The organism is Samsonia erythrinae (assembly GCF_004342665.1).
Taxonomy (GTDB): domain Bacteria; phylum Pseudomonadota; class Gammaproteobacteria; order Enterobacterales; family Enterobacteriaceae; genus Samsonia; species Samsonia erythrinae.
On sequence record NZ_SMBY01000022.1, the window covers coordinates 1 to 15373 of the forward strand.

A 15373-nucleotide genomic window follows, 5' to 3' on the forward strand; every position below is an offset into this window, starting at 1 on the left:
GGCTTTGAGTTTCTTCTCGTCCATATTCTGCCTGTCTCCGCTATTGGCGTGAACATATCAAAAACAGGCAATTACACAATTTAAATTACAGTCTCAGACTGTCCGCATGATGTAGAAGCACGAACTTTTCCCATAGTTGCTCATTGCCTTCAATATGGTTTGGATCTTTGACGATCGTATTGTCGATGGGGCAAACCTTCTGGCACGTTGGCGTGTCGTAATGGCCCACGCACTCGGTGCACCGGGTGGTATCGATTTCATAAATGTCCATGCCCATGGATATGGCCTGATTAGGACACTCGGGTTCGCACATATCGCAATTGATACATTTATGGGTGATGAGTAACGCCATGATGTTCTTCTACCTTGCAAACAGGCGCGAATTATACCTGTTGAGCCGCATTTAGACATCACTAACTGTCATTTTTGGATAATAGATTGACTGGATGATTTTTATTTCTTCGTAGGAATCAGTGAGTTTTATGCGTTTTTGATGACTTGCAATCCGTTATCCATTGTCTGTATAAATAGTGAAGTTACAGGGTAAAATCGCCATCTGTTCGTTAAATTGGTTTTACGCGAATCCTTTAAACTCTATCAATCGGCACGCTGCGTCTGTATGCTTTTATGTGTTAATTTGCTGATTTACAAATTAAATTAATTCAGTTGTGATACTGATATGTTTATTTTTTGTCTTATCAATAGACATTGATTTAATCGGTATCGCCTATGAAGTTTGTATCCGGAGTGTCGATAACGGTATATGTCCGTATGATATAATTTCTATAACTAATGGCGGAACTTATAGTGCAGCAGGAAGGTCATGTTAATCAGGTTGGGGCAGAGTTTTTTCAGCAGGGAAGTGCGCAGCCATTAGGCGCTGATTACTGGCATCAATGCCAACGGCGCTACACATTTCAGCCTATTTACCGAACATCCGGTAAATTAATGGCTATTGAGTTACTAACTTCTGTTTTTTCTCCAACCTTGCCGCAACAGTTTATCTCTCCTGAAAAATACTTCGCCAATATTGATGTTGAAACCCGACTGTTAATTATTATTGAGCAGTTGCAGCTGTTATCTCACTGGCATTATCGATTTACGCGTGATGAACTTTTCGCCTCCATCAACATTGATGGCATGACGCTACTGGCGCTACAAAATAATCTTGAAGCGAAGCGCCTGATAGCGTCGATGCCATGGATTCGTTTTGAGATGGTTGAAAATCAGGGCGGGCTGCCGAAAGAGATATTGGCGACGCTCCCTGAGACAAAAAAATTGTGGCTGGATGATTTCGGGTGCGGTATGGCGAATTTTTCATCATTAATGCTTGCTCAGTATGACTGTATTAAGATGGCGCGTGAACTCTTTGTTTTTCTGCAACAAAGTGACGAGGGGCGGGCTGTTTTTCCTGCGTTGATCGTTTTCCTGTCACGTTTTTGCAATTATGTGGTGATTGAGGGAATCGAAACTCAGGAAGAGTGGTCGATTGTTCAGGCATCCCATGCCTTTGCCGCGCAGGGGTACTACCTTTCTCGCCCCCAACCGTTTGAGAATTTTGATTCGTTGAAGCTGGAGCTTTAACGAATAACCGTTTCTCCGATTGTTCTTTTGGTGCTTTCGTTATTTCTCTTCATCTGTTCCTCCTCTTCTCTATTCTTTATATTTTCTAATGTATTCTCATTATCGAACTCATTATGTATTGGTAAAATGTTATCCTGCATGTTGGGTTTAAACATATAATTCTAATTGTTGTTATTTTTTGTTTTTTAGTTTTTATTTTATTTGTTATATCGATATTTTATTTTAAAAAAATGACATGAAAAATTTTTATGGGCTTTTCATCAGGTTAACTGAATGCTCACTTTAATGAATTTTTTATTTTTTTAATTATTTGATTTTTAATGGTAAAAAAATATAATGTTTGCTGTTAACGATCGAAAATCACTTTGCGATAGGTTTTTCTGATTAAAATAGTGATACTTATTGGTATAATTGATTTGCTTACAAAAAATTGATGTTCAGAATATATCCCTGTAGACCATTTGGAATATCCTTTCATTTCATTAGAGAAACTTATAACCCGAAAAAACACTTTCATTAAATTAGGGTATTCTTTTGAATTTGTAGTTTTTATTTATGCACAGCCATCTGCGAGGGTTTTATGCCGACGTTGCTATGTTTCTGAATGCGCCTGCTTTATGGCGAGTTCTTTCTTTCATCCTTTCTGCTCTCCGGAAATGCGCCAATCCTGAAAATCGACGGGATAGGGTTTTGTTACCGGGATTTTCCGTCATCCGCGTTGTGATATGTACGATCAGGACCATTTGGGCCTGAGGAGAGTGTTATTGTGTATGAAATTATAATAACCTTGTTATTGTTGCTATTGTTGTTTTCTTCTGTAAAAAATAGAAAAGTCAAACAAAAGTTTAGAAATGAGCAGAAAAAACAAGATTTTCTCAATATGACTTTCTTTGCGATGGAATATAGCCCTGCTTCAATTATGATCGCTGATGAAAGTTGTGAAATCATTTACGTGAATCGCCAATTTATTACTATGTCTGGCTATATGCCGGATGAAGTTATCGGCAAAAAAACGAATATATTAAACTCCGGTATGACGAGCGCCAACGTCTATGAAGATCTATGGTCTACCCTAAACAGAGGTGAGGTCTGGAGTGGCGAATTTGTCAACCGTCGCAAAAACGGACAGCTGTATTGGGAGAAGGCCAATATCGCCAAAATATATAATAAAGTGAGTAACACGACTCAGTATGTTGGTATTAAGATAGATATCACGGAAAGAAAATCTCAGGAACATCATGATAATTCTTACAACCGGGCACTGGAACTGTTATCCAGTGGCGCGCCGCTGAAAGATATTCTGGATGCGATCATTTTTAGCGTCGAGGAAAAAAATCCTGGCCGCATCGTATGCTCCGTACTGTTAGTTGATAAAGAGAAGAAGTGCCTGACCCTGGGCTCTGCGCCGAGCTTGCCGGGTTTTTATAAAAACGCCATTCACAATGTGCAAATTGCCGATGGTGTGGCCTCTTTTGGGACAGCGGCTTATACCGGGAAACGCGTCATCGTCGATGATATTTCTTCCCACCCCTACTGGTCTTTATATAAAGGACTTGCGCTTTATGCTGGGCTACGCTCTTGCTGGTCTGAACCTATCGTCGGCCAGAATAAAGAAATATTAGGTGTTTTAAGTGTTTACCATCGCAAAGTGTATGTGCCAACCGATGATGAGATCTTCTCTATAGAGAAGTCCGCACAGCTGATCGCGGTTGCCATAGAGCGATATCATGCAATCGATATGCTCCGCCGGAGCGAAGAACATTATCGTCAACTGGCGCATTATGATTCATTAACATCATTAGCGAATGGCCTTACGTTTGCTGAACAAATGGAGCAGGCGATCCTGTTATCTAAACAGACGGGAAGGAAGATTGCGCTGATGTTTTTGGATCTTGATAAATTTAAGCAGATAAACGACACATTCGGTCATGCCGTCGGCGATTTGTTATTAAAAGAAGCCGCCACGCGTATGCGTGGTGCGGTAAGAGATTCTGATACGGTATATCGTCGTAGCGGGGATGAATTTATTATTCTTCTTCAAGGCATTAAAGAAATTGATAATACGCTTTATGTTGCGGATAAAATCCATCATGCGCTAAATAAGCCTTTTGATATCGAAGGGAAAAAACTCGATATCTCATGTAGTATCGGCATTGCGTTATACCCAGAGCATGGTACGGATTCTCTGACGCTGGCGATTAATGCCGATTCTGCCATGTATCAGGCTAAGTCGATGGGGCGCAGCCAAACACAAATTTACCATGATATTAACGATCGCTGAGTTACGTCAGAACAGGTTATCTTTCCCGTAGCGCTTCTGCTTTTGCCCGAATGATCGGCTTTAACAGATAACTGAGGATGGTTTTTTTCCCCGTTATTATATCAACAGATGCCACCATACCCGGAATGATGAGCAGAGGTTTATCGGCTGAACCTAAATAATTTTTATCTGTTCGCAAGCGAATAATATAGAAACTATTTCCTTCCTTATCCGTTACGGTATCCGGGCTGATTTGTTCCAACTGACCTTTTAAACCGCCATAAATTGTGTAGTCATAGGCCGTCAGTTTTATTATGGCATCCTGACCTGGATGCAAAAAGGCGATATCCTGAGGACGAATTCTCGCCTCAACCAGCAGTTGGTCATCCAGTGGCACAATTTCCACCAGATCGCTGCCTGGCTGAATGACACCGCCGATCGTGTTTACCAGAAGTTGCTGCACAATTCCCCGGACCGGGGAAACGACCAGTGTGCGGTTTACCCGGTCTTCCAGCGCTTTCCCCGTCGCCTCGATTTTATTCAGGTTGGTTTGTGCTTCACTTAGCTGGGATAACGCTTCACTCTTATAGCGGCTGCGCGTTTCCTCTATTTTATTTTCAATTTCCTTAATCGCCGATTCCGCTCGGGGAATGGAAAGCCTGACCGATTCGAGCTGACCGCGCGTTTCGACTTCCGCACGACGCAGACGTAACACTTCAACTTTAGAAATAGCGCCTTCTGCAATAAGCGGTTCCGACATTTTTATTTCTTGCTGGAGTAGTCCCAGACTATTGCGAAACTGCGTTTCCTTGGCTGAGAAATCTCGCAGTTCCTGACGGCGCTGGATTAGTTGTTCTTCAAGCCCGGATATTTCATTGTGGAGCTGCTGGCGGCGACTGTTATAAAGTTCTTTTTCTCCGTTTGCGATTTCAGGTGCTTGCGTCATGATTTCTTCGGTAAGCGCCAGTTCCCGATCGTTGATCTCGGCTGTCAGGCGTGCAATTCGCGACTGTAGCGCAAGCCGATCGGCCTGCGTTTCGCCCACGTTGGAGGCAAAACGGGTGTCATCAAGACGAAGCAGAGGATCGCCGGCATTGACGACCTGACCTTCATGAATGAACACGTCGGTGACAATGCCGCCTTCCAGATTCTGAATTTTTTGCAGACGAGAAGAGGGGACGGCTTTGCCGTCTGCACGGGTGACCTCGTCAATATTTGCGAAGCCGGCCCAGAGGGTAAAGAACAGGAAAAAAGCGCCAATTGCCCACACCGTAAGTCGAATAGAACGCGGGGAATCCTCAACCATGGCCCGGCTGACCTCTGGCATCGTTTGCAGACCTTCTTCATCTCCGCCGGCGAAATATCCTTTGATCTGTTTGATGTATTTATCGAGATGCATTGATCTGCCCCTTTTTCAACGCATCCATTACGATTGCTTTCGGTCCATCCGCAATGACTTTGCCTTTGTCTATGATCACTAAGCGATCGACCAGCGCCAGCATGGATACCCGGTGGGTAACGAGTAAAAGCGTTTTTTCGGCAATGGCGGGCGCCAGCGCCTGCTTCAATCTGTCTTCGCTGGTGTTATCCATCGAGCTGGTAGGTTCATCAAGCACCAGAATCGGGGGATCGAGCAGTAGCGCTCTGGCAATCGCAATAGCCTGTCGCTGCCCGCCGGAAAGTTGTTGACCTCGCTCGCCGACCTGAAGGTTGTAGCCATCCGGGTGCAAACGAGCGAACTCATTCACGCCTGAAATCTCGGTGGCCCGCAACATGGCTTCGTCTTCGACGTAGCGTGCGCCACTGAGAAGGTTATCGCGCAGCGAGCCGCTGAAGAGCTGGATATCCTGAGGTACATAGCCGATGTTGTGGCGCAAATCACTAACATCCAACTGGCGAGCATCAACGCCATCGATCAGAATATTGCCGGTGTCAGGCTGATAGAGGTTGACGATGAGTTTCTGTAGCGAGCTTTTGCCTGAACCGCTGCGGCCAATAATGCCCACCTTCTCACCGGGAGCGATCGTCAGGCTGATACCTTGCAGAGAATGGGTTCTCTGCTCCGGATAACTAAACGTCACATCGCGGAATTCAATGCTGCCGCGGATGCTTTCCCGTTTCAGTGGATGTTCGCTATCGCTACGCTCCTGCGGCAGTTGCATCATCTGCTCAGTCGTTTTCATCGTCAGGCGTGCCTGCTGGTATCGGCTAACCAGACCCGATAACTGGCCCAGCGGCATCAGCGCTCGCCCGTTTAGCATATAACAGGCGATAAGCCCACCCATGCTGAGTTTGCCGTCAATCAGCATATATACGCCGACGACAATTATCGCAACCCCGGCAAACTGCTGGAACCATTGCGTCAGATTTACGGCCAATGAAGACAGTGCCTTGGCCCGCATTTCCAGTTTGCTCAGGCTGCCAATTGTCTGCTCCCAAAGGTGCTGTCGTTCGCTTTCTGCGTTATTGACTTTTATGGCGTCCAGATTGCTCAACGTCTCGATCAGTGTTGCCTGCCGCTCACTGGCAAGGTGCATTGTTTTTTCAATCGTGGCGGTGAGGGGTTTTTGCAGCGCCCAACTTGCCAACAGGGCAATCGGGTAGGCGAGTATCGAAACCCAAACCAGCGGGCCACCGATGATACCGATAACCAGCAGCAAGAGAAGCGTAAAGGGAAAATCAATCAGCGTCGTCAACGTCAGCGATGAGAGGAAGTCCCTGAGCGACTGAAATTCATGAATGTTTTGTGCGAAGCTGCCAACTCTCGGTGGTCGAGCCTTCATCGACATGCCGGTAATTCGCTCAAATAGCGTTGCTGAAATAATCAGATCGGTCTTTTTGCCAGCCATGTCCAGGCAAATTCCCCGCAGCGTTTTGAGTATCAAATCAAAGACAAAGGCGCCGGTGATGCCGATCGTCAGCACCCACAGCGTTGCCGTTGCCTGATTAGGCACAACCCGATCGTAGACGTTCATCACAAAGAGCGGCGTGGCCAGAGCAATAATATTCACCAGCAAACTGGCGAGAATGGCATCCAGATAAAGTGAACGCGACAGCTTAAGCGTGTCCTTAAACCAGGATCGGGTTCGAGGAATCAGTGAGGGGTTTTGCCGTTCGAACTGATGTCGAGGCTGGGCGAACATCACCAGCCCCAGATAGTTCTGTTGCAGCATATTGTATTCTAAGGAAATTTCCCCACCTTCTGTTTCGCTGGGCATAAGGCGGGCGCTACCATCTTCATTCCAGCCTAGCAGAATCGCAGCTCTGCCTTCCCGCAGCAACAGCATAGCCGGGAGCGACATTGCCGAAATATTCTTCAGCGAGCGCTTGAGCACTCGGCCTTGAAGCCCTGCGCGGCCCGCGGCCCTTGGCAGTAATTCCGTGGACAACCGCTGATTGGCTAAGGGTAGTCCAGCGGTAAGCGTTGAACGGCTGGCGGGTTTTCCCTGTAACGCACAGAGGATCAGTAAACAATCTAATAATGGATCGTCATGACGGCTTCGAGGGTCGCTGTTTTCATGGCCGCCCGACTCCTGGACAAGGGACTCCTCAGAACCCTCGCTCTCTTGTGCTGAATGCAACTTCATTTAACTGTACGATCCTCTACGCAACGTCATCCCCTCGCGTTTAAACCACAATTCGCCGCTATCTGGCCACTGGAATATTAATTAAGGCTTGGCAACTCAGTATTGGTTGCCACATCTGTCAGGCTGGCGCCAGCAGCGGGTGCTGGGATGGACAGACGCTTCAGCAGTTCCCCTATGCGTGATGCGATCCGATATTCGGTATATAAGGAGATAAAACGAACTTCAACCAGACGACGCTGCGCAGTGAACAGCTCATTTTCGCTATCCAGCAGATCCAGCAGCGTCCTTTCCCCCAGACTGAATTGCTTTTGATAGGCCGTGCGTACTTTCATACTGCGGTCGGCATATTCAGCGGCAATGGGAAGCTGCTGACGTGAATTGCTTAATGCTGACCAGGCCAGACGCAGCTCTTCATTCAACAGGCGCAGAGTATTATTACGAATATCCTGTGCTTCCTTTACCTGATAGGCTTTGGACTCCATGCTGGCTTTACTGCTACCGCCTTCATACAAATTGTAGCGCATCCGCAGCATTGCTTGCCATTCGTTGTTGTGGCCACGCGTCCCGTCGACGTTGTCATCCATCGTGCGGGATAGCTCAACGTTGAAACGTGGATAAAATGTTGATTTTGATGCTTCATATTGTTGCTCTGTCGCTTCAATATCCGACTGGGCGGACTTCAGCGCCGGGCTGTTTGCCAGCATAATACGCTGTGCTTCTTCCAGTGAGGCCGGGATCCTGAGCGTCGACACCTCCGGCATCACCAGATTTTCCGGCGCCTTACCGACGACGCTCATATAGTTGGTTTTGGCATCATCCAAATTGGTTTGTTCTGTCAGCAAATTGTTACGCGCTTGCGCAAGGCGCGCTTCCGCCTGCTCAAAGTCGGCCAGTCGCCCAACGCCCTGCTCACTGCGTAGCTTTATTTGATCGTAAATACGCTCATGGTTTGCAAGATTGGTTTTTGCCAGCCGAACAAATTCTTGACGTTGCAGTACATCAAAGTAGACCTGCACGGTATCTAACGCCGTTGTTTCACTGGTATTTAAGACTTTGAAGGCGCGTGAATTGACCGTCGCGCGTTGCCTGCCAACTTCGCTGGTCGTCGCGAAACCATCAAATAAGTTTTGGGTCAGATTAATGCCGGATTCTTTGCGGCTCAGTTCCGTGCGTTTGTCTGCGCTGGCGCGCGTCGAGGGGCTATCCGTTTCCTCGCGGCCAATACCTGCACTTAACGTAACGGAAGGAAGATACCCGCCTTTTGCGGCCCGTAAATCATGCTCAGCAGAAAAACGGCTATTAATAGATGCACTAACTTCGGGATGCGTATATAGCGTGTTTTTTATCGCATCCTGAAGCGTATCTGCATGGGCGGTAGTCATGAAAGTAGTAATAAAAGGTAATAAAACAAAGCGGAGTCTATGTATCATCAACGGTTTTCCTTCACAAAAGTTTTTGTGATTATTCCTATTAAAGTTTTCGAGCGTGAATATTAATACCCAGTTGAAGTTTTTCTTTTTTATTTTAATAAAAACAATTAGTTATATTTTTCTTTGAAAAATGCGCTGCATAGCAGAAAATCCGCTACTCTAAAATGAGTAAAGTTCTGGAAAGAATATTCTTAATTTTTTATTATATCGGTCACTGAGTCAAGCATTTAGCGCACATGAACGTAATGTGGTAACCAGTGACATTATTTTCAATAAATAAAATGTCAGGACGATGCACAGCAACCAAATCTATCAGGATGATATCTAAATATTTAGTCTAAATATAATACCCAAGCGTTATTAAAATAATGTTGGATATCAAGGAGAAATCATTTGAACAGTGTGATTGGCGTCATTAAATTCGTTATCGGACAGGTTTTTATCGTCGCGGTTGATGGTAGCCAGAGACTGTTGGTGGCTGGCGATCGGGTATACCGCGGTGAAGAGGTAGTGACCGGTGCTAACGGCGCAGTTTCAATCACACTCCCTGACGGCAAAACATTAGATTTGGGGCGTGATAGCCGCTGGAGTGATATGAACGGCGACGCTTCTCAGGTCGCTTCGAATATTGCCGATGATGTTACCGCCATGCAAGACGCCATTGCGCAAGGGATTGACCCAACTCAGGCTTTAGAGGCTACCGCCGCAGGCAACGATGACACCGGTGAGGCGGGGGATGGCGGGGGTTCCCATGCGGCGGTGGTCCTGGATTTAACGGGTGATGTCGTTGTCGCCACGATGGGATATGACACCGAGGCGCTGGCGTTTAATGATAGCGAGTCATCCGTACTGAATGGTGACGAGATAGCTACGTCGCTAATGACGGTAAGTGATAGCGGTGATATCACACCTCCTTCTGTTACTGTCGCTATAGAGGATGATGGAACGCTTCGTTTTGTTTTTAGCGAACCCCCCGTTGGTTTTGATCTTAGCGACATTACCGTAACAAACGGTTCGGTGACGAACCTGGTACAGGATCCCAGCGATCCCACGCGCTGGACGGCGACGCTAACGCCAGCGGCCAATTTTGAGGGCGATGTTCAGGTCAGTATTCCCGATGGCAGCTACACCGATGCGGCTGGTAATCCCGGTTCGGGAGGGCGTGATGCAATAACCGTCGATACTCTGCCGCCTGCCGCCTCAATCTCTATCGATAATATCACCGCGGACAATGTGATTAACGCCGCTGAGTCCGGCCAGACCATTGCGGTGACCGGCAAGGTCGGTGATGAGGTGAAAGCGGGCGATGCAATCACCGTGACCGTGGGCAGCGAAAGCTATCAGACCACGGTCAATGCCGACGGCGAGAGCTGGAGTGTCAGTGTGCCGGGCACGGTGCTGGCCGCCAATACTGATATCAGCGCGACAGTCACCACCCGTGATGCAGCAGGCAATCTCACCACCGCAAATGCACAGCATACTTACGGCGTGGATGTCTCTGCGCCGGTAGCCTCTATTACTATTGATAATGTTACCGCAGATAATGTGATTAATGCCGCCGAGTCCGGGCGAACCATTGCGGTGACCGGTAAAGTGGGTGATGACGTCCGCGCCGGTGACGAAGTCACGGTTACCATCGGTGGTGAAAGCTACCAGACCACGGTCAATGCCGACGGCCTGAGCTGGAGCGTCAATGTGCCGGGCACGGTGCTGTCTGCCAATAGTGATATCTCCGCGACAGTGACCACCCGTGATGCAGCGGGTAATGTTACCACCGCGGATGCCCAGCATACTTACGGGGTGGATGTCTCCGCACCAGTGGCCTCGATCACTATTGATAATGTTACTGCGGATAATGTGATTAACGCCGCCGAGTCGGGCCAGAGCATTGCCGTCACCGGTAAAGTGGGTGATGACGTCCGCGCCGGTGACGAAGTAACCGTTACCATCGGTGGCGAGTCTTACCAGACCACGGTGAATGCCGACGGCCTGAGCTGGAGCGTCAGTGTGCCGGGAACGGTGCTGGCGGCGAACGGGGAGATCTCCGCAACGGTCACCGCCCGCGATGCGGCGGGTAATGTCACCACTGCCAATGCGCAGCATGGTTATGGTGTGGATGTCTCCGCGCCTGTCGCCTCAATCTCTATTGATAATGTCACCGCGGATAATGTGATTAACGCCACCGAAGCGGGCCAGAGCATTGCCGTCACCGGTAAAGTGGGTGATGACGTCCGCGCCGGTGATGCAGTGACAGTCACGGTCGGCAGCGAAACCTACCAGACTACCGTGAATACTGACGGTGAGAACTGGAGTGTCAGTGTGCCCGGCTCGGTGCTGGCCGCCAATACTGATATTAGCGCGACAGTCACCACCCGCGATGAGGCAGGTAATCTCACCACCGCAGATGCGCAGCATACTTACGGTGTGGATGTCTCTGCACCAACGGCGTCTATTACTATCGATAACGTCACAGCAGACAACGTCATTAACGCCGCCGAGTCGGGTCAGACTATCGCGGTCACCGGTAAGGTGGGCGATGAGGTGAAAGCTGGTGACGGAGTGACGGTTACGGTCGGCGGCGAGACCTACCAGACTACGGTCGATGCCGACGGTCAGAGCTGGAGCGTCAGTGTGCCGGGCTCGGTGCTGTCCGCCAATACTGATATCAGCGCGACAGTCATCACCCACGATGCAGCAGGCAATGTGACGACGGCTGACACGAACCACACCTATGGCGTTGATATCTCCGCACCAGTGGCCTCTATCTCTATCGATAACGTCACTGCGGATAATGTGATTAACGCCGCCGAGTCGGGCCAGAGCATTGCGGTCACCGGTAAGGTGGGCGATGAGGTGAAAGCTGGTGACGGAGTGGCGGTTACGGTCGGTGGCGAGACCTATCAGACGACAGTCAATGCCGACGGCCTGAGCTGGAGCGTCAACGTACCGGGCGCGGTACTGGCAGTGAATGGCAATATCTCGGCGACAGCCACCACCCGTGATGCAGCAGGCAATGTAACGACGGCTGACACCAACCGCACTTATGGCGTTGATATCTCAGCACCGGTGGCGTCTATTACTATCGATAACGTCACTTCGGATAATGTGATAAACGCTGCCGAGTCGGGTCAGACCATTGCAGTGACCGGTCTCGTGGGCGATGACGTCCGCGCCGGTGACGAAGTCACGGTTACCATCGGTGGCGAGTCTTACCAGACGACAGTCGATGCCGACAGCGAGAGCTGGAGCGTCAATGTATCCGGTTCGGTGCTGGCAGCTAATAGTGATATCAGCGCGACAGTCACCACCCGCGATGCAGCGGGCAATATCACCACCGCGGATGCACAGCATACTTACGGTGTGGATGTCTCAGCACCGGTGGCCTCGATTACTATCGATAACGTCACTGCTGATAATGTGATTAACGCCGCCGAATCCGGGCAGAGCATCGCGGTCACCGGCAAAGTGGGCGATGAGGTGAAAGCGGGCGATGCAATCACCGTGACCGTGGGCAGCGAAACCTATCAGACCACGGTGAATGCCGACGGTCAGAGCTGGAGCGTCAACGTACCAGGCACGGTGCTGGCTGTGAACGGCGATGTGAGTGCGACGGTCACCACCCGCGATGCGGCAGGCAATCTCACCACCGCTAATGCACAGCATGCTTACGGTGTAGATGTCTCAGCACCGGTGGCGTCTATTACTATCGATAACGTCACTGCTGATAATGTGATTAACGTCGCCGAGTCCGGTCAGACCATTGCGGTCACCGGTAAAGTGGGTGATGACATCCGCGCCGGTGATGCAGTGACGGTCATGGTCGGCGGCGAGACTTACCAGACGACAGTCGATGCCGACGGCGAGAGCTGGAGCGTCAATGTGCCGGGCACGGTGCTGGCCGCCAATACTGATATCAGCGCGACAGTCATCACCCACGATGCAGCGGGCAATGTCACCACCGCTAATGCACAGCATACTTACGGTGTGGATGTCTCCGCACCTGTCGCCTCAATCTCTATTGATAATGTCACAGCAGACAACGTTATTAACGCCGCCGAGTCGGGCCAGACCATTGCGGTGACCGGTAAAGTGGGTGATGACGTCCGCGCCGGTGACGCAATCACGGTTACGGTCGGCGGTGAGACCTACCAGACCACGGTGAATGCCGATGGTCTGAGCTGGAGCGTCAACGTACCGGGCACGGTGCTGGCGGCGAACGGGGAGATCTCCGCAACGGTCACCGCCCGCGATGCGGCGGGTAATGTCACCACTGCCAATGCGCAGCATGCTTATGGTGTGGATGTCTCTACACCAACGGCGTCTATTACTATCGATAATGTCACTGCGGATAATGTCATTAACGCCACCGAAGCGGGTCAGAGCATTGCGGTCACCGGCAAGGTCGGTGATGAGGTGAAAGCGGGCGATGCAGTGACGGTCACGGTCGGCGGCGAGACCTACCAGACGACGGTGAATGCCGATGGTGAGAGCTGGAGTGTCAGTGTGCCGGGCTCGGTGCTGTCCGCCAATACTGATATCAGCGCGACAGTCATCACCCACGATGCGGCGGGCAATATCACCAGCGCAGATGCGCAGCATACTTACGGTGTGGATGTCTCTGCACCAACGGCGTCTATCTCTATCGATAACGTCACTGCGGACAACGTCATTAACGCCGCCGAAGCGAGTCAGACCATTGCGGTCACCGGTCGGGTGGGCGATGACGTCCGCGCCGGTGATGCAGTGACGGTTACGGTCGGCAGCGAAACCTACCAGACCACGGTGAATGCCGACGGCTTGAGCTGGAGCGTCAGTGTGCCCGGATCGGTGCTGGCCGCGAATAGTGATATCAGCGCGACGGTCACTACCCGTGATGCGGCAGGTAATCTCACCACTGCGGATGCGCAGCATGCTTACGGTGTGGATGTCTCCGCGCCTGTCGCCTCAATCTCTATTGATAATGTCACCGCGGACAATGTGATTAACGCCGCCGAATCGGGCCAGACTATTGCCGTCACCGGTCGGGTGGGCGATGACGTCCGCGTCGGTGACGCAATCACGGTTACCATCGGTGGTGAAAGCTACCAGACCACGGTCAATGCCGACGGCGAGAGCTGGAGTGTCAGTGTGCCCGGATCGGTGCTGGCGGCGAACGGGGATATCTCTGCAACGGTCACCACCCGTGATGCGGCGGGCAATATCACCAGCGCAGATGCGCAGCATACTTACGGGGTGGATGTCTCTGCACCAACGGCGTCTATCTCTATCGATAACGTCACTGCGGACAACGTCATTAACGCCGCCGAGTCGGGTCAGACCATTGCTGTGACCGGCAAGGTCGGTGATGAGGTGAAAGCGGGCGATGCAATCACCGTGACCGTGGGTGGCGAGACCTACCAGACGACGGTGAATGCTGATGGCCTGAGCTGGAGTGTCAGTGTGCCGGGCGCGGTGCTGTCTGCCAATAGTGATATCAGCGCGACGGTCACCACCCGTGATGCAGCGGGCAATCTCACCACCGCAGATGCGCAGCATACTTACGGCGTGGACGTCTCTGCACCGGTGGCGTCTATCACCATTGATAATGTCACCGCGGACAACGTCATTAACGCTGCCGAGTCGGGCGAAACCATTGCAGTGACCGGTCGGGTGGGCGATGACGTTCGTGCCGGTGATGCAGTGACGGTTACCATCGGTGGCGAGTCTTACCAAACCACGGTCAATGCCGACGGCCAGAGCTGGAGCGTCAGTGTGCCGGGCACGGTGCTGGCCGCGAACGGGGATATCTCCGCGACGGTCACTACCCGTGATGCGGCAGGTAATCTCACCACTGCGGATGCGCAGCATGCTTACGGTGTGGATGTCTCTGCACCAACGGCGTCTATTACTATCGATAATGTCACCGCGGACAACGTCATTAACGCCGCTGAATCGGGCCAGACTATTGCGGTCACTGGCAAGGTGGGCGATGACGTCCGCGCCGGTGACGAAGTCACGGTTACCATCGGTGGTGAAAGCTACCAGACCACCGTGAATACTGACGGTCAGAGCTGGAGCGTTAACGTACCGGGCTCGGTGCTGGCAGCTAATAGTGATATCTCCGCGACGGTCACTACCCGCGATACGGCGGGCAATATCACCACCGCAGATGCGCAGCATACTTACGGCGTGGACTTCTCTGCACCAACGGCCTCTATTACTATTGATAATGTCACCGCAGACAACGTCATTAACGCCGCCGAGTCGGGCCAGACTATTGCGGTGACCGGTAAAGTGGGTGATGACGTCCGCGCCGGTGATGCAGTGACGGTTACCATCGGCGGCGAGTCTTACCAGACCACGGTCAATGCCGACGGCGAGAGCTGGAGCGTCAATGTGCCGGGAGCGGTGCTGGCGGCGAACGGGGAGATCTCCGCGACGGTCACCACCCGTGATGCGGCGGGCAATGTGACGACGGCTGATACCAACCACAACTATGGCGTTGATGTCTCCGCACCAGTGGCATCGATCAC

At 50.8% G+C, this 15373-nt stretch carries 7 protein-coding genes; 3 read left to right on the forward strand and 4 right to left on the reverse strand.

Going from position 1 to position 15373, the window contains the following annotated elements:
• Positions 1–85 precede the first annotated feature (85 nt).
• Positions 86–352: a YfhL family 4Fe-4S dicluster ferredoxin gene (locus EDC54_RS17660; protein ID WP_132459445.1), complete on the reverse strand. Its 267-nt coding sequence runs from the start codon at positions 350–352 to the stop codon at positions 86–88.
• A 440-nt stretch (positions 353–792) separates the two neighbouring features.
• Here EDC54_RS17660 and pdeH point away from each other — a divergent pair, with 440 nt between their 5' ends.
• Together pdeH and EDC54_RS17670 are read left to right on the forward strand one after the other, a co-directional pair.
• Positions 793–1584, forward strand: a complete 792-nt coding sequence (gene pdeH / locus EDC54_RS17665; RefSeq protein WP_132459448.1) for a cyclic-guanylate-specific phosphodiesterase — start codon at positions 793–795, stop codon at positions 1582–1584.
• A gap of 766 nt (positions 1585–2350) precedes the next feature.
• Positions 2351–3865, forward strand: coding sequence for a sensor domain-containing protein (locus EDC54_RS17670; protein ID WP_132459451.1), 1515 nt, complete (start codon positions 2351–2353; stop codon positions 3863–3865).
• A 16-nt stretch (positions 3866–3881) separates the two neighbouring features.
• Here the strand turns inward: EDC54_RS17670 and EDC54_RS17675 are convergent, their stop codons facing one another.
• From EDC54_RS17675 to EDC54_RS17685, 3 genes are all read right to left on the reverse strand, one after another.
• Positions 3882–5243, reverse strand: a complete 1362-nt coding sequence (locus EDC54_RS17675; RefSeq protein ID WP_132459453.1) for an HlyD family type I secretion periplasmic adaptor subunit — start codon at positions 5241–5243, stop codon at positions 3882–3884.
• Positions 5230–7431: a type I secretion system permease/ATPase gene (locus EDC54_RS17680; RefSeq protein ID WP_132459455.1), complete on the reverse strand. Its 2202-nt coding sequence runs from the start codon at positions 7429–7431 to the stop codon at positions 5230–5232. Before EDC54_RS17680 ends, EDC54_RS17675 begins: the two co-directional genes overlap by 14 nt.
• 77 nt (positions 7432–7508) lie before the next feature.
• On the reverse strand, positions 7509–8861 hold the full coding sequence (locus tag EDC54_RS17685) for a TolC family outer membrane protein (protein WP_132459457.1): 1353 nt from the start codon (positions 8859–8861) through the stop codon (positions 7509–7511).
• 402 nt (positions 8862–9263) lie between these two features.
• Between EDC54_RS17685 and EDC54_RS17690 the strand changes: the two genes are divergently transcribed.
• Positions 9264–15373, forward strand: a 6110-nt coding sequence (locus EDC54_RS17690) for a retention module-containing protein (RefSeq protein WP_230514558.1), incomplete at its 3' end; no start/stop codon positions are given.

What these genes read in the sequence shown, in the direction of transcription:
- EDC54_RS17660 (WP_132459445.1), bottom strand. Translation starts at nt 352, where the DNA reads ATGGCGTTACTCATCACCCATAAATGTATCAATTGCGATATGTGCGAA.
- pdeH (WP_132459448.1), top strand. Translation starts at nt 793, where the DNA reads ATGGCGGAACTTATAGTGCAGCAGGAAGGTCATGTTAATCAGGTTGGG.
- EDC54_RS17675 (WP_132459453.1), bottom strand. Translation starts at nt 5,243, where the DNA reads ATGCATCTCGATAAATACATCAAACAGATCAAAGGATATTTCGCCGGC.
- EDC54_RS17680 (WP_132459455.1), bottom strand. Translation starts at nt 7,431, where the DNA reads ATGAAGTTGCATTCAGCACAAGAGAGCGAGGGTTCTGAGGAGTCCCTT.
- EDC54_RS17685 (WP_132459457.1), bottom strand. Translation starts at nt 8,861, where the DNA reads ATGATACATAGACTCCGCTTTGTTTTATTACCTTTTATTACTACTTTC.